This is a genomic window from Photorhabdus sp. HUG-39 (assembly GCF_963878365.1).
GTDB lineage: Bacteria > Pseudomonadota > Gammaproteobacteria > Enterobacterales > Enterobacteriaceae > Photorhabdus > Photorhabdus kayaii.
In genome coordinates, this window is the sequence record NZ_CAWNWY010000012.1 from 100871 (window position 1) to 124795 (window position 23925).

15 protein-coding genes, 1 pseudogene and 2 CRISPR repeat arrays are annotated in these 23925 nt (G+C 42.7%); of the genes and pseudogenes, 10 read left to right on the forward strand and 6 right to left on the reverse strand.

What is annotated here, in order from left to right:
• Positions 1-172: 172 nt before the first annotated feature.
• The 9 genes from AAC155_RS10325 (at position 173) to iolB (ending at position 12243) form a co-directional block, all read left to right on the forward strand.
• Entirely contained in the window at positions 173-1684 is a 1512-nt protein-coding gene (locus AAC155_RS10325; RefSeq protein ID WP_113042056.1) for a CoA-acylating methylmalonate-semialdehyde dehydrogenase, read from the forward strand.
• Between the two features lie 16 nt (positions 1685-1700).
• Entirely contained in the window at positions 1701-3635 is a 1935-nt protein-coding gene (gene iolD / locus AAC155_RS10330; RefSeq protein ID WP_205068545.1) for a 3D-(3,5/4)-trihydroxycyclohexane-1,2-dione acylhydrolase (decyclizing), read from the forward strand.
• 365 nt (positions 3636-4000) lie between these two features.
• A complete protein-coding gene (iolG, locus tag AAC155_RS10335; RefSeq protein ID WP_113042058.1) occupies positions 4001-4987 on the forward strand; it encodes an inositol 2-dehydrogenase in 987 nt (328 codons plus the stop codon).
• Between the two features lie 116 nt (positions 4988-5103).
• Positions 5104-6813, forward strand: a complete 1710-nt coding sequence (locus AAC155_RS10340; protein WP_113042059.1) for a solute:sodium symporter family transporter — start codon at positions 5104-5106, stop codon at positions 6811-6813.
• A gap of 130 nt (positions 6814-6943) precedes the next feature.
• Complete coding sequence (locus tag AAC155_RS10345; RefSeq protein WP_146748082.1) at positions 6944-7135, forward strand: hypothetical protein; 192 nt, start codon at positions 6944-6946, stop codon at positions 7133-7135.
• A gap of 199 nt (positions 7136-7334) precedes the next feature.
• Positions 7335-8468 (forward strand): Gfo/Idh/MocA family protein, encoded by a 1134-nt coding sequence (locus AAC155_RS10350; protein ID WP_113042060.1) that lies wholly within the window; start codon positions 7335-7337, stop codon positions 8466-8468.
• A gap of 75 nt (positions 8469-8543) precedes the next feature.
• The gene (locus AAC155_RS10355) at positions 8544-10448 is read left to right on the forward strand and encodes a bifunctional 5-dehydro-2-deoxygluconokinase/5-dehydro-2-deoxyphosphogluconate aldolase (RefSeq protein WP_113042061.1); all 1905 of its coding nucleotides are present in this window, start codon (positions 8544-8546) and stop codon (positions 10446-10448) included.
• 29 nt (positions 10449-10477) lie between these two features.
• The gene (iolE, locus tag AAC155_RS10360; RefSeq protein WP_113042062.1) at positions 10478-11368 is read left to right on the forward strand and encodes a myo-inosose-2 dehydratase; all 891 of its coding nucleotides are present in this window, start codon (positions 10478-10480) and stop codon (positions 11366-11368) included.
• A 47-nt stretch (positions 11369-11415) separates the two neighbouring features.
• Positions 11416-12243 carry a 5-deoxy-glucuronate isomerase gene (gene iolB, locus AAC155_RS10365; protein ID WP_113042063.1) on the forward strand — a complete coding sequence of 276 codons (828 nt, stop codon included), beginning with the start codon at positions 11416-11418 and terminating at the stop codon, positions 12241-12243.
• A 47-nt stretch (positions 12244-12290) separates the two neighbouring features.
• A CRISPR array of direct repeats spans positions 12291-13216; the repeat unit is 28 nt; unit sequence TTTCTAAGCTGCCTGTACGGCAGTGAAC.
• Between the two features lie 129 nt (positions 13217-13345).
• Here the strand turns inward: iolB and cas6f are convergent.
• From cas6f to cas1f, 6 genes are all read right to left on the reverse strand, one after another.
• Positions 13346-13900: a type I-F CRISPR-associated endoribonuclease Cas6/Csy4 gene (gene cas6f, locus AAC155_RS10370; protein ID WP_113042064.1), complete on the reverse strand. Its 555-nt coding sequence runs from the start codon at positions 13898-13900 to the stop codon at positions 13346-13348.
• A gap of 9 nt (positions 13901-13909) precedes the next feature.
• Positions 13910-14923: a type I-F CRISPR-associated protein Csy3 gene (gene csy3, locus AAC155_RS10375; RefSeq protein ID WP_113042065.1), complete on the reverse strand. Its 1014-nt coding sequence runs from the start codon at positions 14921-14923 to the stop codon at positions 13910-13912.
• A 23-nt stretch (positions 14924-14946) separates the two neighbouring features.
• A complete protein-coding gene (gene csy2 / locus AAC155_RS10380) occupies positions 14947-15918 on the reverse strand; it encodes a type I-F CRISPR-associated protein Csy2 (protein ID WP_113042066.1) in 972 nt (323 codons plus the stop codon).
• On the reverse strand, positions 15915-17264 hold the full coding sequence (gene csy1 / locus AAC155_RS10385; protein ID WP_113042067.1) for a type I-F CRISPR-associated protein Csy1: 1350 nt from the start codon (positions 17262-17264) through the stop codon (positions 15915-15917). Before csy1 ends, csy2 begins: the two co-directional genes overlap by 4 nt.
• Positions 17265-17947: 683 nt before the next feature.
• A complete protein-coding gene (cas3f, locus tag AAC155_RS10390) occupies positions 17948-21229 on the reverse strand; it encodes a type I-F CRISPR-associated helicase Cas3f (RefSeq protein WP_113042069.1) in 3282 nt (1093 codons plus the stop codon).
• Complete coding sequence (gene cas1f, locus AAC155_RS10395) at positions 21226-22206, reverse strand: type I-F CRISPR-associated endonuclease Cas1f (RefSeq protein WP_113042070.1); 981 nt, start codon at positions 22204-22206, stop codon at positions 21226-21228. Before cas1f ends, cas3f begins: the two co-directional genes overlap by 4 nt.
• Before the next feature lie 201 nt (positions 22207-22407).
• A CRISPR array of direct repeats spans positions 22408-23215; the repeat unit is 28 nt; unit sequence TTTCTAAGCTGCCTGTACGGCAGTGCAC.
• Positions 23216-23790: 575 nt separating this feature from the next.
• Between cas1f and AAC155_RS10400 the strand changes: the two are divergent.
• A pseudogene (locus AAC155_RS10400) lies at positions 23791-23925 on the forward strand (transposase family protein); the annotation flags it as partial.

Consider the following 23925-nt stretch of genomic DNA (forward strand, 5'->3'; position numbering starts at 1 on the left):
TGATTAACATCTAATTAGTCATCTAATTATCGGTAATTCATAAAAACTTTACTCCGATCACATTAATTGCCTTTTGTTCCAAATCACATTGAAAATAAAACATATATTTCATATATCTATTATCAAAGTTTCCGATTCAGTACTAACATCAAATCCGCAAAAGAGGCTCAGAATGGAACAGGTACAGAATTATGTTAATGGGCAACTTATTCCCAGTTATAGCACCCGTTTTTCGCCGGTTTTCAATCCAGCAACAGGAAAACAGATACGTCAGGTAGCACTAAGCACAGCCCATGAAGTTGAACAGGCAATTGAAATCGCTCATCAAGCTTACAGAGAATGGTCTAAAGTATCACCACTGAAACGTGCTCGTGTCATGTTCCAGTTCAAAACATTACTGGAAGCTAATATAGACAAACTGGCACGATTGATTTCAGAAGAACACGGAAAAATCTATTCAGATGCTATCGGTGAATTAACTCGTGGCCTGGAAGTCGTTGAGTTTGCCTGTGGCATCCCTCATCTACAAAAAGGTGAACATTCCGCGAATACCGGGACAGGAGTGGACAGCCATTCATTAATGCAGCCTTTAGGCGTTTGTGTTGGCATTACCCCTTTCAACTTCCCGGCAATGGTTCCTATGTGGATGTTTCCTATTGCATTAGCGACAGGGAATACTTTCGTATTGAAACCTTCAGAAAAAGATCCCTCTCTCGCGCTTGAATTAGCATCACTACTTAAACAATCCGGTTTACCCAATGGCGTATTTAATGTTATCAACGGCGATAAAGAAGCCGTCGATATACTACTAACAGATCCACACGTGCAAGCTGTCAGCTTTGTGGGTTCAACGCCTGTCGCTGAATATATCTACACTACCGCCTCAGCTCACGGGAAACGCTGTCAGGCGTTGGGAGGCGCAAAAAATCACTGTATTCTGATGCCAGATGCCGATCTCGATATGGCTAGCAGTGCTATTGCAGGTGCAGCATTTGGTGCAGCAGGTGAACGTTGCATGGCACTGTCTGTTGTATTAGCGGTTGGGGATGAAACGGCAAATGCATTAATTGAAAAATTACGTCAACAGATCAACAAAATATCTGTCGGTCCCGGTATTGTCGCAACTACAGAAAACGATATGGGTCCCGTTATCTCCGCCCAACACCAAGCTAAAATCTGTGATTACATCGATAGTGGCGAAAAACAGGGGGCCAGCTTGTTAATTGATGGCCGTCAACTCAAGGTTCCCGGTTATGAAAATGGCTATTTTATTGGCCCGACGCTGTTCGATAATGTCACGCCAGAGATGAAAATCTATCAAGAAGAGATCTTCGGTCCTGTTCTGTCAATTGTCCGTGTACCCGATTATGCCACCGCGCTAACATTAATTAACTGCCATCAATATGGTAATGGTACCGCGATATTCACCCGCGACGGAGAAACAGCTCGCCAGTTTAGCGAAGATGTACAAGCGGGTATGGTAGGCATCAATATTCCCATTCCGGTACCAATGGCCTTCCACAGCTTCGGGGGCTGGAAACGCTCAATTTTTGGCCCACTTAACGTTCACGGTAATGATAGCGTTCGCTTCTACACCCGCATGAAAACTGTTACCAGCCGCTGGCCAGCAAGTATCAGGCTAGAACATCATTCCAGCAATTTTGTGATGCCAACAATGGAATAAAATGGAGTCCTGTAACATGAACAAATCAACAATGACAGCAGCTCAAGCATTGGTGAAATTCCTGAACCAGCAATATGTGGAAGCAGACGGAGAGCAATACCCATTCATCAGAGGAATCTTTACCATTTTTGGTCACGGTAATGTTGTTGGATTGGGGCAAGCACTGGAGCAAGATCCTGGTCACTTGACCGTTTACCAAGGATGCAATGAGCAAGGTATGGCCCATATCGCCACAGGTTTTGCTAAACAGAAAAAGCGCAAACAGATTTTTGCCGTAACCTCCTCTGTTGGCCCTGGCTCCGCCAATATGGTAACCGCTGCGGCAACTGCCACAGCTAATCGCATTCCTCTGCTGTTATTACCCGGTGATCTCTTCGCCTGCCGTCAACCTGATCCAGTCTTACAACAGGTTGAACAGTTCCACGACCATACTATCAGCACCAATGACTGTTTCCGCCCTGTTTCTCGTTATTGGGATCGTATCTCCAGACCAGAACAGCTAATGAGCGCTATGATTAATGCGATGCGAGTTCTGACCGATCCAGCCGATACTGGTGCCGTCACAATTTGCCTACCACAAGACGTTCAAGGCGAGATTTGGGATTTTCCTGACTATTTCTTCCAAAAACGAATTCACCGCATTGAACGCCGTCCTGCTTCTGTCGCCATGATTAACGATGCGGTGGCACTCATAAACCGCAAGAAAAAACCTTTACTTATCTGTGGTGGTGGAGTGCGCTATTCAGAAGCTCATAACGCTTTTCGTCAGTTCGCAGAACACTTCAATATTCCTTTTGCTGAAACACAAGCAGGTAAAAGCGCCGTAATTGCCGACCATCCCCTTAATTGTGGTGGCTTAGGCACAACAGGCTGTCTTGCGGCCAACCTGATCGCCAAAGAGGCCGATTTGATTATTGGCGTTGGCACCCGGTTTACTGATTTCACCACTGCATCCAAATCGCTATTTCAGCACCCAGAAGTTGAATTTCTCACTATCAATGTAGCGGAATTCGACGCCTGCAAACTGGATGCAATACCCGTTGTATCAGACGCCCAAGCAGGGTTAAACGCTATTGCAGAACAACTTATTCAATTGAATTATCGCAGTGGTTATCAAGATGAGATTCATCAGGCACGGGAAACATGGAGAAAAGAGTTAAATCGTCTGTTCAACATTGAGTATCAGGTAGATTTCACACCAGAAATTCCCGGTCATCTCGATGATAAATTGGAAGAGTACAGCCAAACATTACAAACCCGCCTGACACAAACCAGCGTATTGGGATTATTAGACAAATATCTTGAGCCCGAAGCGATTATTGTTGGCGCATCAGGTTCCCTCCCTGGCGATTTACAGCGATTATGGCAACCCAAACAACCGGATACCTATCATCTTGAGTATGGCTATTCCTGTATGGGCTATGAAATAGCCGCTGCTATTGGCGCTAAACTAGCCTGCCCCAACCAACCGGTTTATGCCATAGTCGGTGATGGCGCTTATATGATGCTTCATTCAGAGCTGCAAACCGCAGTACAGGAAAATATCAAAATCACCGTGTTGCTATTTGATAACGCGGGATTTGGCTGCATCAATAATCTGCAAATGAGCCAAGGGATGGGCAGTTTCGGAACAGAAAATCGTTATCGTAACCCAGAAAGCGGCAACATGGATGGTAAACTGATTAAAGTCGACTTCGCCAAAAATGCAGAAAGCTACGGCTGCAAAAGTTACCGAGTCCACGATGAGCAACAACTGCTTTGTGCGTTACAGGAAGCCCAAAAACAGACGGTACCAGTACTCATAGATATCAAAGTGTTACCTAAAACAATGACGCATGATTATGAATCATGGTGGCGAGTAGGCACAGCACAAGTCGCGGAAAACCCAGCTATAGAATCTGCCGCAAAGAAAATAAAGGAGATGGTTGCAACCAAAGTACGTCAGTACTAGAAATTGGTGGCCTGTTATCTTGCAGGCCATTTTCCCTTTCCTCATCGTTTTCAATGCCATTTTTGAAATTTTTATTCTGAAAATAAGTGACTCTTTTCCTTTCATTAATCTCTATCACTAAGCGTAACCATATACTGAGTCGAGTGCATATTATAATTTGTTTTTAAAGGACAAATATTCCATTCCATCCAGTATCAATCTTACTTTACGTGATCTAATTAACACAAATTTAATATTGTTATTAACAAAATGCTACGCCGCACTCAAAAACATAATTTCCAAATATTGATAATTTGAAATAAATATTTTATTTGATATATTTTAAAGTATCTCATAAGCAGATACTTAGGTATCAAGGAGCATCCATGTTCAATATTGCATTATTTGGCGCGGGACGAATTGGGCAAGTACACGCAGTGAATATCTCTCATCATAAAAAAACTTGTCTTTATTCGGTTGTCGATCCCGATCAGAAAAGTGCTGAACTTTTAGTACAGCAATACCAAACAAAAAGACAAACTATTGAACAGGCAATGTCTGACCCTGAAATAGATGGTGTTCTTATTGCCTCAGCAACAGACACTCATGCAGACCTAATTGAACTCGCAGCAAAACATCATAAAAAAATCTTCTGTGAAAAACCGGTTCATCTTGATATTGAACGTATTCGTCATTGCCTTGAAACCGTTAAACAATATCAGGTGCCTCTATTTGTTGGCTTTAACCGTCGTTATGATCCGCAATTCCGTCGAGTAAAAACCCTATTTGATGCTGGTACGATAGGAAAAGCTGAATCTTTGCTGATTATTTCCCGCGATCCCTCTCCTCCCCCCACTGAATACGTCAAAGTTTCTGGTGGTATGTTCCGGGATATGACAATACATGACTTCGATATGGCGCGTTTTATTATCGGTGAGGAACCCTGCTCGATCTACGCCCAAGGCAGTAACCTGGTTGATCCAGCTATCGGGCAAGCAGGTGATATCGATACTGCCTTTATTGTTATGAAATTCCCATCAGGCGCAATGGCAACCATTACCAACAGCCGCCGTTCCGGGTATGGCTATGACCAACGGATTGAATTACATGGTGAAAAAGGGCTGCTTAGCGCCGGTAACATCAAAGAAAACAGCGTTGAGCTTTGGGAAAACAGCGGTTGTTTAACCGCCAAGCCAGAGCATTTCTTCCTGCAACGTTACCGGGAAGCCTACATTGCTGAATGGGATCATTTTGTCGATGTCATGGCTGGTCGCGCCACACCAGAATGCAGTGGCGCTGATGGCGAACAGGCACTTTATCTGGCCGATAAAGCTCTCGAATCCCTACATTCAGGTAAAGAAATCAGATTATAAAGCAGCCCTATTATCTCTAACTAACTCACATTTATTTTCACCCTAAAAACGGGAAAGGCCACTTTCCCGTCAGCATATTGCTGCCTGAAAACAGTCAATCAGGCTTGGAGGATAGTATGTTAGCTTTTCTCTCATTTATTGGTTTTACCCTATTAGTGGCTGGCTTCGCTTATTACAAAACCCATAATGCTCGTCTGACAGAATCTACTGAAGGCTATTTTCTTGGCGGACGATCTCTCACAGGTGTTTATATTGGTAGCTCTATGTTATTGATGAACCTGTCCACAGAACATTTAATCGGTTTGAATGGATTAGCATTCCGAACCGGATTTATCGTTATGGCTTGGGAAGTAATAGCCGCTGTGACAATCGTTCTATTCGCTATTTATTTCCTGCCTAAATATCTGAGACTTGGTATTTCAACCATCCCGGAATATCTTGAACGCCGATTTGATAAAAATACGCTGCTCATTACCTCAATTCTTTTCCTGGCTATGTATATCATTTCACTACTCCCCATTGTGCTGTATACCGGTGCAATTGCATTGGAAAGTCTATTCCAGGTTTCCAATGTATTCAGTATTGATAAAACTACAGCGCTATGGGTTATGGTTTGGGGCGTTGGTGGATTAGGTGCGGTCTATGCCATCTTTGGCGGTATTAAAGCCATTGCCGCCGCGGATACTATTAACGGCATTGGCTTAATCGTTGGCGGATTAATGGTAACTATTTTTGCCCTACTCTATGTTGGCAATGGCAATGCCTGGCAAGGATTAGTTGAAGTTTATCAATCTAATCCTGATAAATTTAACTCCATCGGCAGTGAAGATTCTCTGGTTCCTTTCTCTACGCTATTTACCGGCCTAATTGTTTCCAATATGTTTTTTTGGTGTACCAACCAATCCATTGTTCAGAAAGCCCTTGGTGCGAAAAATCTAGCAGAAGGACAAAAAGGCGTCATGTTGTGTGCTTTACTTAAACTCATCATGCCGTCTATTATTATTCTACCGGGCATTATTGCTTTCCATATTTTCAAAGGACAAATAGATAATCCAGATAACGCTTACCCAGAATTAGTACATTTAATTCTACCGGAAGTATTGGTTGGTTTCTTTGCCGCTGTGGTCGTTGGTGCGGTATTTTCCACATTCAGCGGCGGACTTAATTCATCTGTAACACTGTTTATCGTCAATATTTACAAACAGCGAATCAACCAAAATGCCACCGAAACGCAAACAGTCGCTATGAGTAAATATTTGGGGATCGGGCTAGCGTTAATCACTATGATCGTCGCACCGTTAGTCGCTAATGCACCGGATGGTCTGTTCTATCTCATTCAACAATTACAGGGGATTTTTAACGCGCCAATTCTCAGCGTGGTATTAGTTGGTCTGATGACTAAACGAGTGCCGCCTATTGCCGCTAAACTTGGCCTATTATTTGGTATGTCCGCCTACATTATCTGTAATTTCATTTTAAAAATTGACCTGCACTTTTTTCATCTGGTTGGTATTTTATTTGTTCTCAATGTTATTTTCATGTTGACTATTGGCTACTTTTTTCCAGCTAAACCATTTACAGATGTTTATACCGAACAGGTAAATATTACGCCGTGGTCTATGGTGAAGCCGGTTGCATGGTTAATTACATTATGTTCAATTTCCATATACATATTTCTCGCACATAATGTTCCCAAGGTAATTATGATTATTTATTACCTATTTGCTGCACTAATACTATCTTATGCGCTATACCAGATAGGTAAAATGCTATTCAGGAAACTTGTAATAAATAGTACGCAAAAAAAACCTAATAAAGATAACTAACTGACTTTATTACTCCAACATTATTATCAGAATAACCTACTACCAGGATTTCCCTGCTCCCTATACCCAATGGATTTCAAGATGGATCGCGACGGCAAGGGAGCGAATCCCCGGGAGCATAGATAACTATGTGACCGGGGTGAGCGAGTGCAGCCAACAAAGAGGCAACTTGAAAGATAACAGGTATATATTCGAAAGAGGAAATCCTGGAGATATAACCGCTCCCTTTGCTAACCAACACACTTCATATATACCAAACCATAAATGGAACAAAAATTCTAATATTCTACTTTTTCTGCTCTTACCTCTGAATAGTACCTAATTCATTAGAAAATTAACCCTATATAACGAGATGTTACCTAAAAATCCTTATCAGATCACAACTTGGAACTAATGTTTTTATTTAAGTTGAAAATGAAACAAATATTTCCTATAACAGGTATACGACAACAACCAAGGCCAACTAACAAACACTAAAGAACTTACTGCAACAACACGCTTCTATTCGGAGAAATAGCTATATGGAAGAGATTCGTATCGGCCTAATCGGTACTGGTTACATCGGACGGACGCATGCCATTGCTTACACACAAGCGCCGACTGTTTTCCCTCTGGCAGGCAAACTAGTTTGTGAAATGGTAGCGGAAGTTTCTGCTGAACTCGCCGCAAAACGGTCTGAGCAATTAGGTTTCCGGCGTTTTACTGATAATTGGCGCAAATTAGTATCAGATCCCGATATTCATGTTGTTGATATCTGCTCACCAAATTTCCTTCATAAAGAGATGGCTCTCGAAGCGATCAAACATGGCAAGCATGTTTATTGTGAAAAACCACTGGCACTAAACTCACATGATGCAAAATTAATGGTCGAAGCCGCCAAAAAAGCCAGAGTGAAAACATTAGTCGGTTTTAACTATATGAAAAACCCTACCGCACAACTGGCTAAAGAGATCATTTCGAATGGTGAAATAGGTGAGGTTATTCACTTCTACGGCACTCATAACGAAGATTATATGGCCGATCCATTCACTCCTATCCACTGGCACTGTTTCAAAGATAAAGCTGGATTAGGTGCATTAGGCGATCTTGCTGCTCATATCATCAATATGGCGCAGTACCTGGTTGGGGATATCCAAACTGTTTGCGCAGACATGACCACTGTTATCAAACAACGCCCGGAAAAAACCGGCTCTAGCATTATGGTTGCGGTAGAAAACGAAGATCAAGCACATGCTATGGTACGTTTCAACAGCGGAGCAAGGGGTATTATTGAAACCTCCCGTATTGCTTGCGGTCGCAAAATGGGTTTGAGCTACACCATTACAGGAACAAAAGGTGCTTTGAGCTTTACACAAGAAAGAATGGCCGAACTAAAACTTTATCGTCACGATGAACCAGCAAACCGCCAAGGCTTTAAAACTATTCTTATTGGACCAGAACATCCTGACTATGCGCCATTCTGTCTCGGTGCAGGTCACGGCATCGGCTTCAATGATCAAAAAACAGTGGAAATCAGAGACTTGATCAATGGCATCGCCAGCAATAAAGCGATATGGCCAGATTTCACCGAAGGTTGGAAAGTCTCACGTATTCTGGATGCCATTGCTCATTCTTATCAAGAGCAACGTTGGGTGAATGTCACTGAAATTAATTAATTATTTTTATCAATCTTCCACTGTCGGAGCTCATCATAGCAACGCTTGATGTTGTACTTAATAAGGAATTGTTCAATGGAGCAGCAAAAAAAATTTGATGTCATCTGCATGGGACGAATCGCCGTTGACCTTTACGGCCAACAAATCGGAGCACGTCTGGAAGACATGGGAAGTTTTGCAAAATATCTTGGGGGTTCTTCCGGTAATGTCGCCTATGGTACCGCTCGTCAGGGGCTTAAATCCTCCATGCTAGCCAGAGTCGGTGATGAGCATATGGGACGTTTCCTTAGGGAAGAGTTGCAAAGTGTTGGCTGTGATACCAGCCATCTAACCACGGATAAAGAACGCCTTACGGCACTGGGGCTGCTAGGAATCAAAGATAAAACCACTTTTCCCCTGATCTTCTATCGTGATAACTGCGCCGATATGGCAATTACCGGTGATGATTTCAGTGAAGAATACATTGCATCCGCTCGTTGTCTGGCTATCACCGGAACACATCTTTCTCATCCTAACACTCGCGATGCGGTGCTGACGGCCCTCAACTACGCCCGCCGTAACCGTGTGAAAACGGTCATGGATATTGATTATCGCCCGGTACTTTGGGGGTTAACTTCTTTGGGAGATGGTGAAACACGTTATATCGCATCGGAACAGGTAACAGCTCAGCTACAGGAAGTATTATCGCTATTTGACCTCATTGTTGGCACAGAAGAAGAGTTCCATATTGCTGGTGGTTCCACAGATACTATCGAAGCACTACGCAACATTCGTAAACTCACATCTGCTGCATTGGTTTGCAAACGGGGATCACTGGGATGCTCTATTTTTACCGCTGAAATCCCTAATGATCTGAATGACAGCATCACTATACAGGGCGTTTCTGTCGATGTGCTTAACGTTCTCGGCGCCGGGGATGCTTTTATGTCCGGCCTGCTACGCGGCTATCTAAATAACGAAGGTTGGGAAAAAGCCTGTACTTACGCTAATGCCTGTGGCGCATTAGTTGTTTCTCGTCATGGCTGCGCACCGGCAATGCCAGATAAAACAGAGCTTGATAACTATCTATCACGCGCCAATCAAATACTACGCCCTGATTTGGATGAAACACTTAATCACCTTCACCGTATCAGCGCCCGTAAAAATCAATGGGACGAACTGTGCGTCATGGCATTTGATCATCGTATTCAATTTATCGAATTAGCCCGACAAGCAAATGCCAGTATCAAACGTATTTCATCATTAAAACAACTTCTATTACGCGCCAGCCGGGAAGTTGCCACAGAAGCAGGGTTACAAGGAAAAATAGGCCTGTTATGTGACAGCACGTTTGGTCAGGATGTTTTAAACGAAATTACCGGTCAAGGTTGGTGGATAGGCCGCCCAATTGAGCTACCCGGCTCTCGCCCACTTTGTCTGGAACATGGCAACATAGGTTCCCAACTTATTGACTGGCCACTGGAACACATCGTCAAATGCCTTGTGTTTTTCCATCCAGAAGATGCTCACCCACTCCGCCTGGAGCAAGAGAAAAAAATTCGGGAAATTTATGCCGCATGCTGTAAATCTGGTCACGAACTTTTACTGGAAGTGATTCTACCTGCGGAAATGAAACACTCAGATGAATTCTATATTCGCGCACTTAGACGATTTTATAACCTTGGCGTTAAACCGGATTGGTGGAAACTCCCACCTCTCAGTTCTGAAAGTTGGGACAACATTAACTCTCTCATCGAGCAGCGAGACCCCTATTGCCGTGGCGTCGTTATTCTTGGCCTTGATGCTCCACAAGAAGAGCTGGAAATGGGCTTTAATGCCGCAGCCGGCAAGTCTATCGTCAAAGGTTTTGCTGTCGGAAGAACCCTATTTGGTCAACCATCCCTAAAATGGCTAAAAAATGAGATTGATGATAACCGTTTGATCCAGAAAATAAAAACCAACTATCACAACCTGATTAGCCTGTGGCGTCAGCGCGGATAGCATTATTTTATTCAACTAGGAGCACCATCATGGCTGTTCAACTTGGTATCAACCCTCTGACCTGGACTAATGATGATTTACCCACTCTCGGCGCAGATACACCTATGGAAACCTGCTTAACCGAGGGCCGCCAGGCAGGTTTTACCGGTTTTGAATTGGGCAACAAATTCCCTCGTCAGGCTAACGTATTGGGTCCCATACTTGCCGCCCACAATCTCGTACTGGTATCTGGCTGGTACTCTGGCGAATTACTCACCCGTTCAGTAGCAGAAGAGATTAAAGCGGTACAATCTCACCTGACCCTGCTACGCGAATTGGGAGCTAATGTCATGGTATTTGCGGAAGTGACAAACTGCATTCACGGCGATCAAAATAAACCAGTCCATCTTCGTCCTCAATTTCCAGCTAACCGCTGGCAAGAATACGGTGAAAAATTGACTGAATTTGCCCGTTACACCCAAGAACAAGGTGTTCAGATTGCTTATCACCACCATATGGGAACGGTTATTGAAACTGAGAAAGATGTTGATCATCTGATGGAAAATACCGGAGATGAAGTTGGATTGTTGCTGGATACCGGTCATTTAACCTTTGCCGGCGCTGATCCATTGGCTGTTGCAGAACGCTGGGCAAAACGCATTAATCATGTTCACTGTAAAGACATCCGTCCTGACGTACTCAACGATATAAAAAACCGTAAAACCAGTTTCCTTGATGCTGTGCTGAGTGGTGTATTCACAGTACCGGGAGATGGTTGTGTTGATTATCCGGCAATTTTTCAAGTGTTGAAAAAACAAAATTATAAAGGCTGGCTGGTAGTTGAAGCAGAACAAGATCCTGCTGTTGCTCACCCACTGACCTACGCCACGATGGGTTATAACAATTTACGCAAATTTGCCAGAGATGCCGGATTGTTTTAATTAATCACAATCTGATTCATGCAAAAATAGTACTGAGGGTAGATAATATGTCCAAATTATTATCAAAATATCATGCACCGGATCAAAACAAACGAACTCAACATATCACGCCGGAATCAGCAAACTGGAAGTATGTCCACTTCGATGTTTATGAGTTGGCTTCGGGTGAAAAAATCACCTTGCCCGCATCAGAAAATGAAACCTGTCTGGTTTTAGTGGCAGGCAAAGCCACAGTGACTACGCCACATCAACGGTTTGAGCATATTGGCGATCGCATGCAGCCATTTGAACGCAAAAAACCTTATGCTGTTTACATCACTGCGGGGGAATCTGTTGAAATTATTGCCGATACCGCTCTTGAACTCGCGGTATGCCAAGCACCGGGTAAAGGAAGCTACCCGACTCGACTGATTACGCCACAGGATATTGATGCAGAACAACGTGGCAATGGCTACAACCGACGCTATGTTCACAACATTCTACCGGATAACAAACCTGCTGATAGCTTGTTGGTGGTTGAAGTCTTTACCGACGAAGGCTGTACCAGTTCCTACCCTAGCCATAAACACGATACCGACAATGCGCCACAGGAAACCTATTTGGAAGAAACCTATTACCATCGCCTGAACCCTTCTCAAGGATTCTGCATGCAACGGGTCTATACCGATGACCGTTCACTGGATGAATCAATGGCTGTTTACAACAAAGATGTGGTCATGGTCCCCAAAGGCTACCACCCAGTGGCAACCCTTGCCGGTTACGACAACTATTATCTCAACGTAATGGCCGGACCAACCCGCAAGTGGCTATTTACCTGGGAAAAAGACCATCAATGGGTTAATAGTGGAGAATATGCACAAAAGCATAACAATTGATGCATATTGAGAAGAAAATAGGTTGCTTTTTTAGCGCACTCAATCGAGTGCGCTGCTGCCTGTACGGCAGTGAACCATTATGTTAAGGCATTTCCTCTCAGGGCAATTTTCTAAGCTGCCTGTGCGGCAGTGAACATCGAGGACGCGAAAATGTATTGCTTCCCTCATTTCTAAGCTGCCTGTACGGCAGTGAACATTCAACACAGCTTCAACAACGCCTTGAGTGCTTTCTAAGCTGCCTGTACGGCAGTGAACTCCCAGACTTTACTACCGTCAATATCCTCGCTTTCTAAGCTGCCTGTACGGCAGTGAACCTGAAACACCAGGATTATCCCCGCACGCGCCATTTCTAAGCTGCCTGTACGGCAGTGAACTGAAATCCGTTTTTGAATGTCAAGTTTTGACATTTCTAAGCTGCCTGTACGGCAGTGAACTTCGTTCTCTCTGCAAACAAATGCTAAGAGAATTTCTAAGCTGCCTGTACGGCAGTGAACTGGAAATGGATGGCCTCATGAACCTTCACGGTTTCTAAGCTGCCTGTACGGCAGTGAACATCGTGAACTAGAAATTCCCGACGAATTTAACTTTCTAAGCTGCCTGTACGGCAGTGAACAGTCATTGGATGCCATTGCCAAGCCCACCGAATTTCTAAGCTGCCTGTACGGCAGTGAACTATCATTTCGTTCTCAATGTGCTTTCTCATCATTTCTAAGCTGCCTGTACGGCAGTGAACGGAGAGATGAAAGATTTACAGTATCTCAAGGCTTTCTAAGCTGCCTGTACGGCAGTGAACATGGGGCGCGGCTTTTGTTTTTGGCGCTTGGCTTTCTAAGCTGCCTGTACGGCAGTGAACATGGGGCGCGGCTTTTGTTTTTGGCGCTTGGCTTTCTAAGCTGCCTGTACGGCAGTGAACATGGGCGGGGAAGAATAACTATCTCTGAATATTTTCTAAGCTGCCTGTACGGCAGTGAACTGTTAGATACTACCTTTAATTTACTGATTATTAAAGAACATAATGATAAAAAGCAGAAAAACCCTTTTTATTAGCAGCGGCTAATCCCTTAAATAAATCAATAAGTTATAATTAGCCGCTAAAAAAGGGTCAAAACCAAGGGATGGTAGCTGATGAACTTAATCCATACGAGCTAAAAGCTCCTGACGTCGGTTTGTCTTGTATTGGCCCTTGTTTGACAAACAACAGAAAACTTTGACCTGATGACAAACTTTTGAGAAACAAGAACGGTAAATGAGTACGTTGTTCTTTGCTGATAGGAATACGCTGCCGAGCTTGTTCCCCCGTTAACCATCCCTTTTTAATAGCACGACGACGAAGTCGTTCCGCACTGCTTTTAACCTGCACTCGGCTGACACAGCGGTACTTAGTTTCTTGGGGAATTGGCTGGATATCAATCACCTCAGTATAATCCCTGAGCCCTTTTAACCACGGTAATGCTTGTAAGTCATTCAGCGCTTCGCTTGAACCGTGAATTCTCAGCGTATCCCCCAGTGTTTTTCTCGCACACGGAAAACTGACACCAACCTGCCCATTACTTAACTGCCCCAAAGCCCGATGCAGTTTAGCAAATAACGCTTCGAACAGGCTTTGCTGACTGAATTCAAGATCAGGAAGAACGCGAATTTCAAGGTAATAATCCATCTGATCCCCTTATTCACCTTTTTCACCAAAAACACCGCCACGAATTAACGTCGCTATAACATAGTGTTGCTGCTCTACTTCTTCTGGCGCTTTTCCTTTAACGACCCAGTTATCTAACAAAGTATAAAAATCCATTTTTGCTTTAGGCTGACGATAAGCCTTACCACGACTAGTTACAGAACCATAGGGCTCAACCGCTATTGGGCCAAGACCCAATTCCGTAGCGTCTGGATACCACGTATCAATAGTGCGGAGCGCATTACCCACTTTTTGCGAATGCAATGCAGCGATCTCATTGACCTGATACAACACTTTGCTTTTTTTACTGTTACTGTCGAGAACCAATTCTTGAGAAGGGAAAATTTCCTGCCCATGCCCTAAACGAACAAATGCCTCAACATTGAATAATGTTGATCCGTTACCTGACAATCCTTCCTCAATTTCAGCAGCAAGTTTAGCTAAGTTACCTTCTACCTTACCAAATTCACGTAAGCTGAAATCTTCACAATCAAACTCCCACCATTTGCCACTCTTACCACTTACGCGAACTTTAATTTCTTCTGCTCCAACCCGGTTACGCCACAAAAACCGTCCATTAGCCAAGTTTTCTGCATAACGTGCTGCAAGCGTTTTGAAACCATGTTCAGCAATATAACCGTTGATCACGTTTGCCAGTTCAGCTTGATAATCCTGATCATTACATACTGATGGTGTTGAAAGATTACCTAAGACCCGTAATGTAAAACTGACTTTTAGAGTATCAGCATCAAAAGGCAATGCGGCAACATCGACACGTTGCAGGTTTGCTTTTTGAATCTCCGCATCCAACTTAGCTGGATCGCTAGTTAAAGCGTTTTTCAAGCGGTTGGAAATCGTCCCCCGGACAGCTTTTTCCTGAATAGCAATAGGTTTCCATTCACCGTCGATTTGTTTCCAGTTTCCAGCAAACATTAAAGCATCAGAATTAGAAAGTTTACGCTCAAATGCCAGTACAGAAGCCGTTTTAATAGTTGATTTAGACATGTAGATATCCTTCTTTAAATTAATCAGTCGATTATTCTTACTTTCTTATTGGGTTTGGATTGACGGGAAACAGTCTGTTGATTACAACACCTGTAGACACCCTCTCCTTCTTGATAGTCATAACACCAGAGTAACTGGCGAATATCGTCAATACGGTGCGGGCTTTTCCATTCACCTACTCCGTAGATTGCTTCAACAAAACAAAATGGAGCATTAGGATCACGGGTTTTATCTACTTTCCCGGCGGGATATAGCGGCGATATTGCCTGATAACCTGTCATCAAGGGGACTAAATATCCCGAAGCAGGTTTGGGAACATACTCCCAATATGCCGGGTCACCAATTTCAGGTTGCTTATCATCCTGCTTAGGAATAGCCCGCATTTTAATAGCGGAAAAATCAAGCCAGGCGTCAATCATTTCTGCTTGAGGATTATCCTGTTTTAATTCTTCGTAGTGTTTAGTTAATAACTCAGAACGATCCAACAAAGCAAACCCCGGCAGTAAACGACGCATTAATTTACGGGTTGCCTGTTCTCGCTGTGGAAAAGCAATAATATCCACTTTAGCAATTTCAGTGATAGTACCACCGGCTAATCTCTGAATTTGGCAGATCTCCCATAAATGTTTTTCTAAATTCCTAGTACCTTCATCACCATTTTCAATTTCGCCAATGCATTCAATTAATAAAGAAACCGTCATATGCATACGGCCTTCTTCATTAAATGCCGCCGTTTTTGCTTCTTTAGTTAACGGGTTTCGGGTTAATGCAAAAACTTTATCCCTAATAGGATCAGATTGATAAGCATGTAATTGGTGGTTATGACAAATAACGCCGCAATTTTCTAGTCTTAAATCATGGCTCTGCTGTAATTTACGTGAAAGTGCATGAGTAAACCCAAGAAAATGAGTGATTGCCGGAAAACCATAAGTTATACCCGTAATCGCATTCGCGTTTTCTACTTTAATATGGCGCAAAACAATCAAATAACTCATAACGGCACCTCTGGCAATTCATCCTCAAATTCACGTAACCGTTTTTTAAACACAAAGGCCCATTCACGACGTTCAACATACTTAACTTTTAACTGCGGGTGTCTTAAGCCTTCGTTCAACCAGTGACCAAAATCATAGGCAATCTCTCTTTTCCAGTCCCCTCCATCACGCTCAAATTCGAATATTTCATCCAATTGGCAACGATAAGGATCAAGCCAAAGCTGTTGAGAACGCTTTAATTTGCACTTATCATCTGCGCTCCAACCTTTAGAGCTAACCAAATTCTGCACACCAGCAACATAGTTAAACAAAATATCAATAATTTCATCAACATATTCCTGACGTCTCCGTCTGATTTCCACGTTACTTTCAAGGTCTTGAACTTCTAATAAATACCACTGCATCTTCCAGACAGTGCTACGAGCCAACGTATCGAATTCACTACGCGAACGGAAAATAGATGTATGCTTCATTGGGGGCTTGGGAATATCTTGCCAGTTAGGAACATAGCAAGGTAAAAGCCAAACCCGCCCACTGCTTATACTGTTAAGGTAAGAAATATTTTGTGGTTTAGTGCCACCAAAATTCTGTACCGCAGTATCTGCGTAACTCACCCTAGTTTCAGGATGCCAACGTTCTTCTTTCTTAGCTTTATTAATTTCTTTAGATGACTCACCAAAACGAGATTCAGCAATACGCTGATACATAGCATGAGCTAGTGATGAGGAAAAGAGCGGACTTAATAAGTGATACTCACCAGTGCTAACTGGGAAATAGAGCTGTTTTGCCAGCTTATGCGAAGAGAGCGTCTCATCTGACAAAGCTTGCCGAAATCCCTTCACCCAATTTTCAAACTGTTGCTCGCTTTTCGCCAATTCAGCTAACGCCGAATAATCGCCCCGATGCATAGACGCCACTAGTGAGTCTCCTTGATATTCAGTTTGCAGTAGTTTTGCAATATCAAGAGCGGCCGCATTGCCAACAGCATCTATCGCAGGTTTATGCAAAGTTACAGTGGAAAGATATTCATTACTTTCCTTGCTGTTTAAGGATGATGCAAAAATACTACTACCTTTTGCATCACTATGGGTAAATTTCAGAGCATGTGTCACCAAATTGATTTGCTTTGCCCGGTTAGCGGCATCATCCAACCAATTTCTGATCTCGTAACGTTCTTCCAGATCTTTGCGTTGTTCAGCAACCTCTTGTTGGACAAATTCAATATCTTCTGCTAAGTCTAGTTTCGCTAGTTTCTTTTCTACCTCTTTATCAAAAGATTCCAACTTTTGCTGTTTACGACTTTCAATATAATCGACAATAAATCGGCTTAATCCACTTGCATTCATAACCTCTTATTCACCTTACTCAAAATGTTATCAAAATGCGCCAAACACCCCTAAAAGTGGGCGATAACGCCACGCTTCTCTGTCTTTTTCCTGAGATATATCTCATCCAAAACACTGACTGACACCTTTTAACTCCATAATACATATGGCTGTCAACACTCAGAGTTAGAATCAATCATCGTGTACCCACTCACGTACACGATGAACCTACCTCTTAATACCTATATTTGTTTTACCGTCTGCTGGCTGATTGTAATGCTCACAATTATCGTCTTCTGGCCTTGAGTGACATCAATCAACTGAAAATTAACATCATTTCCAGCGGGCAAGCAAAAAAGGAGTACAAAAAACACACTCAGTACATTCTTAACTATATATATGTAAGTCGATTTTCTCTTCACCGCTATTCTCCGCATAATTAGACGCCTAAATAAGATGTTCCATTATCTTATTCTCAGCCACGCAGAAAATCAACATCCTATTTAGTTTCCACTAAGTAATGAACATCCTAAAAAATTATAGGATTAAAGATTACCATACTTAACCTACAAAGATCTTTCATAACTTCATATAGAATTTAACTTCTCAAACATTTATCATGTGAGCTGCGAGTACTGCTGGATAAGCAGCTTAGAAATATTTAGTTTCAACTATCCTAAACTGCCGCACAGGCAGCGGCGCACTCAACTGAGTGCGCCAAACACTCCTAAAAATGGATGATAACGCCACGCTTCCCCATCATCTTTTTTCCGGAGGCATATCTCGCCAAAGTGTTGACTAATAGCCTTTAGTTCCATCTCATAGATATCAGCCAAATGCTGATAAATCGTCTCAGTATCAAGTTCAATCCAAATACTCACACCCTGTGCAAACGATAATTCCAGCAGATAATCAAATGATCCACTCTCTTTTACACCCGTAAAGCCACTGTCTAATTCTATAAACCTTACCTCTTCACCTTCTTCTTCAAGCCATAAATAGCACAATTCATCTGGTTCAGACCGACGAAACGGTTTACAACGTTGAAGCTCTGCACACCATGAAGCTTCTTTTCGCCACCAAAGAGCAGTGCAATAACAAAACGGCTTCTCAGAATCACCTTGAAGCTCATCCCACAAACGTTGATGTTCAAGATCAACCAAGTTCTGAAAAGGTGAACATTCCCCTGCATCATCTCGTTCCCTAATCCTAGGCAATGCACTAATTAGTTCATATTGATAAGGCTCCAGTAATTCACATAAATCATGGCTGGCAAGGCGATAACTTGTTGATTCAAACCCTGGCCGACAATAAACTGGATGTTCTAAATCAGTCGCTTTAAGTGCCTTATAGTTTTTCGCCAGAATATGCAGATTAGGCCCCTGTGGTTCTTTTCGTCGATGGCGTTGGATACGCCCAGCAAGTTGTATCAATGAACGCATTGAACTGGGTTCAGCAATGGACCAGTCGTAATCATGATCCCGACCAACTTCAGCTACAGATGTAGCAAGTACGACAAAAATATGGTGCTTCTCTGGCATCTCCTCTAATGCCTTGCGGATTTCTGCCACCTGCCACAACTCTTCTTCATCGTATCGTGTTAACGTTGAATCCAACCGATGTTCAAGATGAGAACGTATCGCTAAAGGATGCTGGCTGTGATAGACACAATAATGGATACGTACATTTTTAGGGGATGGTATCTGCAATAACCGCTGTGCGACGGCAACTAGTGGATTGATGTTTGCCATACGGATTAAACCAATAGAGACGGTTTTACCCGATGAATGAGTTTGATGATGTTCCTCATGCAATTTCAATATAGAACTATGCATCACTTCAGCGATAGCATTAATAACATTATCAACTTTACGACTTTCAGAAATAATCTGTACAAGTTCAGCTTTACGCAATGGCACTATTTTTTTAAGCCAGCCAATACGCTTATTAACGAAAATATTATGCTGTTCCTGAAACTGATATGCATCGACCACATCCTGTTGAGTCGTTTCATATTCATCAAACCAAGCACAGCAGATATTCACCGGGGCATTTGGCTGACCACATGCTAATTGATAATCTTGGCGTCCAGCCCGATAAGCATTGAACAATGTCTGAATCAATGCAGGCGGTAATGTGGCAGATGAAAGCAATACCCGCGAACCTAATAACCCTGCCCAGTTCACTAACCTACATAAAGCCGACAAATCGTTAATATCAAAATCATCCGGCTCATCCAACACCAAATCAGAAGTGAGTAATCTCAGCATGGGTGCGATTTGCTTCCCACCGCGAATACCCTCAGTGGCGGGAATTAAATGGTCGATGGTTGCCACCAACACAGGTGCGCTAAGCAGCTTATTAAGTTTATTATCTTTACGTAGCCAATGACTCAGACGCCCATCATCTAAGCTACCGTCATAACTGACATACTGGTGTTCAGCAAATAACGCTTCCGCAGATATGCTGCCCACATCAGGCTCCAGCGCCTTTTGGCGAAGTTGATGTAATTCTTTCACTGCCTGCGAACCAATCAGTACCGCTAAATCATCTTCTTCTAAATGTAGTCTTTTACGTAATGCATCACCGGTTTGTAGCGTTAACGTTCTTAATCCTAACGCGATAGAAAAACGGCATCCTTGTTTTTCATCAGCTAATCCATACATGATGCGTGCATTAGCAAAAGTTTTACCACAACCAGTAGAAGCCATATTAATACCAAAAAAGCCCTGTTCTACTGAACGTTCACGTAAAGCACATGCAATATCGAACGCCTGATCCTGCCAACGGTATTTTTCATCTTTACTGCGTTGTTTAAATCCTTTATGCCGAGTAATCGCAGGCAGCGTTTTACGAATATGTGGCAAGTTTCTCCCTAGTAATAAAGCATTCTGCCCAACACCAATATTGTGTTCATCTAATCGCTGCTTGCACTTACCGGTGGTCTTATCAGTATTGGCAAACACATCATAGTTGACATCCTGCCAACCCAAAGTTGCAGGCAACGATGAATAATGATGATCGGCCAGCATTAAAACCAGTCGAGACATATGACTGGTGAAACGCTGGTTCAGATTGCCATATTGCGATAATGACGTTGATTGCAGCGCTCTTCGCGCAAATTTTTGTGCTTTCTGACACCAAGTCAGACTGCGGATAGGTGTACCATTTGGGAATGTCCAAACATCACTCTTATCCTGATTACTCCAATCCTTCTTATCCATGTTGACTGAGTTCCACGACGGTTGTAACTGCTTAGTCAACCAATTATCAATGTATTCCAGTTGCGGCTCGTTTGAATAATCACTGTGATAGGAAGGATAAACAGGCAGACGATGATGAGAGAGGATTAGCCAAGCGACAGTGGTTGCCAATGGCGGTAAATTAGTAAAAGGGTTTGTATATTTTTTATCGATACCATCCTTAACCAAACGGGAAAGAATCTTATCCTCATCACTAGGCTCAATCTGACTCAACGAAGTCAGCCACTCCTTATCATTTTGCTTATCAACAAATGCCTGAAATAAACGCAGAGATACCCATTCATGTCGATACGGTTGAAACCGCCCATCTCCTCGTAAACCTTGCTGGAACAACGCATTAGCTTTACCAAAATCATGAAATAACCCAGCAATCGCTGCCAATAAGCTGATAGCTTCTACACTATGCCAGTGATTTTCATCCTGACTTTTCAGCACATCACGTTGTGTTGTATTTGTAGGTACAACTCCTCGTGAGTTAAAGCGCCGCAAATTCCCGACTATCCATAACAGCTCAGTTTGACCACCACTTTTTATCCAATGGCAAGCCACCGCCGTATTACGACGCGCCGTTTTACGCAATAGCTTACGCAAAGTATTTAAACCTTCCTGTGTGATAGCTGTTTGCCAAGTTCTATCACCTTTACGCTCAGCAAATTGATCCAAAATTCGGCGGGTTTCTGTTAGCGCACGTTTGTTGCATTGAGAGACTAAAAGAATATTCATCGTGCCACCTGACTCAGTTGTTGAGCCGTTGTTTGCAAGGCATCAATCATAGTGTCCAATGCCTCAGCTTTCTGAAATCCACTAATACAGCGTTGGCGAAATTCCTGTTCATCTTCTCCAGCCATTGCCGCAATAAATGCTTGTGGCAATACCAACGCATCTTTAATCAGATCAGCAACATCAAAAACCAAACCACCACGACGGGTTTTACCATGTAACACCGCCAGACCATGTGGTAAACCAATGACCCAAGTTGCAACAGCAGCTAATCCGTAACCTAGATAATTACCATGATCAAGAAAACGGTTTGCCAAATCGACACCACCGCCGCGTTTTGCCCGGACAAAATCGCCATAACTCACTGCATTTGCCGCCAGTTTGTATAACGCTTTAGTCATCACAGCTTCTTGTGCCATTAAGTCTTTATTATCGCGACAATTTGCAAGATTCTGCTCATAACGTGTGAGTAATGACAATAAACTCTCACTATTAAATATAAAAGAGTTGTCTCGCAACATTCGGCTACTTAGCCAATGTTCACGAATTTGTGCGATACGAATTTTTTGAAAAGCAATTGCTGCGGCTAATCGTTTTTCGTCATCAAACCAAAAACTCACCCAATCTTGTAAATACTCCGTAGGGCGATATTCGCTTTGCGGTGTCAGCCAAGATATATCAACTTCAACTTCATTAGCCGCAAATAGCGGTGTACCTCCACCTCCACAAAAACCGATTAAAACACCCGCCTTAGCAAATTCACGCATTGCTGCCTGAGTAATAGAAGTACCCGTTCCCAACATAATAACGGTGGTATTTGCAATTGGGATATTCCAATACAGGGATTGCTTTCCTTCATCAGTGACATACTCAACACGGCCACCATTCACTAATACTCGACAATATTGCAGGTAATAAATATTCGAGCGTTTGGAATGCAAAATAGTTTTAAGGTCACTCGGAGAAAAGTTGTTATCCATAATGTAGAATTACCTAATTAATTTCACTTATGGCAAATATTATGCATAAATTTCACACAAGTAAAACATCACAAAGGTAAATTAAAAAAATTTACAATTATTTACTAATTAACAGCATAGCACCTTCCCTAAACAGGAATAATTATACTCTAAGCTATCTATGTGGCAGCACACTCGATAGGAGAAGAGGAAGACTTTCTATTTTTAAACTGCCTGTACGGCAGTGCACAAACCCGGTGATGCATTAATTGAGCGCGGCTGTTTCTAAGCTGCCTGTGCGGCAGTGCACGTAGCTCGTTTAAAGCCTTGGCCCGAGCTAATTTTCTAAGCTGCCTGTGCGGCAGTGCACCAATAACCAAAGGAAGTGATTTAGCGCACTATTTTCTAAGCTGCCTGTACGGCAGTGCACATCCTTACGGAAAGCCGGTAAAAGATTCATTCTTTCTAAGCTGCCTGTACGGCAGTGCACTTCGTTCTCTCTGCAAACAAATGCTAAGAGAATTTCTAAGCTGCCTGTACGGCAGTGCACCTTGGCCGTGTTATGGCATTTTTGGAGCACAATTTCTAAGCTGCCTGTACGGCAGTGCACGCGGGATTTATGCGTAAGTTCCGCGCTCCCAATTTCTAAGCTGCCTGTACGGCAGTGCACATAATCATTCATTATTTATCTCCGGTGCCGCATTTCTAAGCTGCCTGTACGGCAGTGCACGGCGGGTGGAGCAATTCGTACAGCAGAATTGTTTTCTAAGCTGCCTGTACGGCAGTGCACGCCATGACGAACTGTTTAAATCTGTTTGAGGTTTTCTAAGCTGCCTGTACGGCAGTGCACATTTGCTGCCCGTCTTGCCGTGTTATCTTTCCTTTCTAAGCTGCCTGTACGGCAGTGCACCCTGAATAGCGTCTCGAATGAAAATAGCCGAGTTTCTAAGCTGCCTGTACGGCAGTGCACGCATTGATTCAATTTTCTCTATTACTTGTCCGTTTCTAAGCTGCCTGTACGGCAGTGCACTGTTACATATTAACTTTAACTTGTTGATTTTTAAATAGCATAACTATTAAAAAATGAAAAACCCTTTTTATAAGAGATAATTAATTTATACATAAAATCAATCAATTACAACTCACCTCAAAAAAAGGGTAAAAATAAGGTAGCAACAAAAATACCATCACATACTTAAGTCGTATGTCCTAAGATCTATACAGTAAGTGAGAATTACTGCCTGTAAAATGTTCAATTATGATGGAACCATTCACTGAACTCTGTCATCAACAAAAACTAGCACCTGTTATCTCGTAGCCTTTTTCAATAATGACATCATTCAATACGCCAACAGTTGCACTAATTTCACCATGCATTTAAATATTGAAAGTTTCAGTGTTACCCAATTTACCAAGTCTCCAATTCAATCAAACTCATCTACTCATGAATTATTTTATTTTCATTCATCTATTTTATTAGCTAATAATCCTATAATAATTCACCTCCAGAATACGCCAGGGCGCGAGCATACTTTTTTACCCCCCCTTGAATGAACCGTAATTATATGATCTCATTCTCCTTATTTTTCTTTTTAATACTCGCCCATGAATCCGAACCAGACCCTGATTGAACATTTAACCGTTGTGAAAGAAACTCGTTCTGACATCAATCGTCAATACGAGCTGATTGATGTTATTTTTCTTGTCATCAGCGCCATTCTCGCTGGCGCTGAAGGTTGG

What these genes read in the sequence shown, in the direction of transcription:
- AAC155_RS10325 (WP_113042056.1), top strand. Translation starts at nt 173, where the DNA reads ATGGAACAGGTACAGAATTATGTTAATGGGCAACTTATTCCCAGTTAT.
- iolD (WP_205068545.1), top strand. Translation starts at nt 1,701, where the DNA reads ATGAACAAATCAACAATGACAGCAGCTCAAGCATTGGTGAAATTCCTG.
- iolG (WP_113042058.1), top strand. Translation starts at nt 4,001, where the DNA reads ATGTTCAATATTGCATTATTTGGCGCGGGACGAATTGGGCAAGTACAC.
- AAC155_RS10340 (WP_113042059.1), top strand. Translation starts at nt 5,104, where the DNA reads ATGTTAGCTTTTCTCTCATTTATTGGTTTTACCCTATTAGTGGCTGGC.
- AAC155_RS10350 (WP_113042060.1), top strand. Translation starts at nt 7,335, where the DNA reads ATGGAAGAGATTCGTATCGGCCTAATCGGTACTGGTTACATCGGACGG.
- AAC155_RS10355 (WP_113042061.1), top strand. Translation starts at nt 8,544, where the DNA reads ATGGAGCAGCAAAAAAAATTTGATGTCATCTGCATGGGACGAATCGCC.
- iolE (WP_113042062.1), top strand. Translation starts at nt 10,478, where the DNA reads ATGGCTGTTCAACTTGGTATCAACCCTCTGACCTGGACTAATGATGAT.
- iolB (WP_113042063.1), top strand. Translation starts at nt 11,416, where the DNA reads ATGTCCAAATTATTATCAAAATATCATGCACCGGATCAAAACAAACGA.
- cas6f (WP_113042064.1), bottom strand. Translation starts at nt 13,900, where the DNA reads ATGGATTATTACCTTGAAATTCGCGTTCTTCCTGATCTTGAATTCAGT.
- csy3 (WP_113042065.1), bottom strand. Translation starts at nt 14,923, where the DNA reads ATGTCTAAATCAACTATTAAAACGGCTTCTGTACTGGCATTTGAGCGT.
- csy2 (WP_113042066.1), bottom strand. Translation starts at nt 15,918, where the DNA reads ATGAGTTATTTGATTGTTTTGCGCCATATTAAAGTAGAAAACGCGAAT.
- csy1 (WP_113042067.1), bottom strand. Translation starts at nt 17,264, where the DNA reads ATGAATGCAAGTGGATTAAGCCGATTTATTGTCGATTATATTGAAAGT.
- cas3f (WP_113042069.1), bottom strand. Translation starts at nt 21,229, where the DNA reads ATGAATATTCTTTTAGTCTCTCAATGCAACAAACGTGCGCTAACAGAA.
- cas1f (WP_113042070.1), bottom strand. Translation starts at nt 22,206, where the DNA reads ATGGATAACAACTTTTCTCCGAGTGACCTTAAAACTATTTTGCATTCC.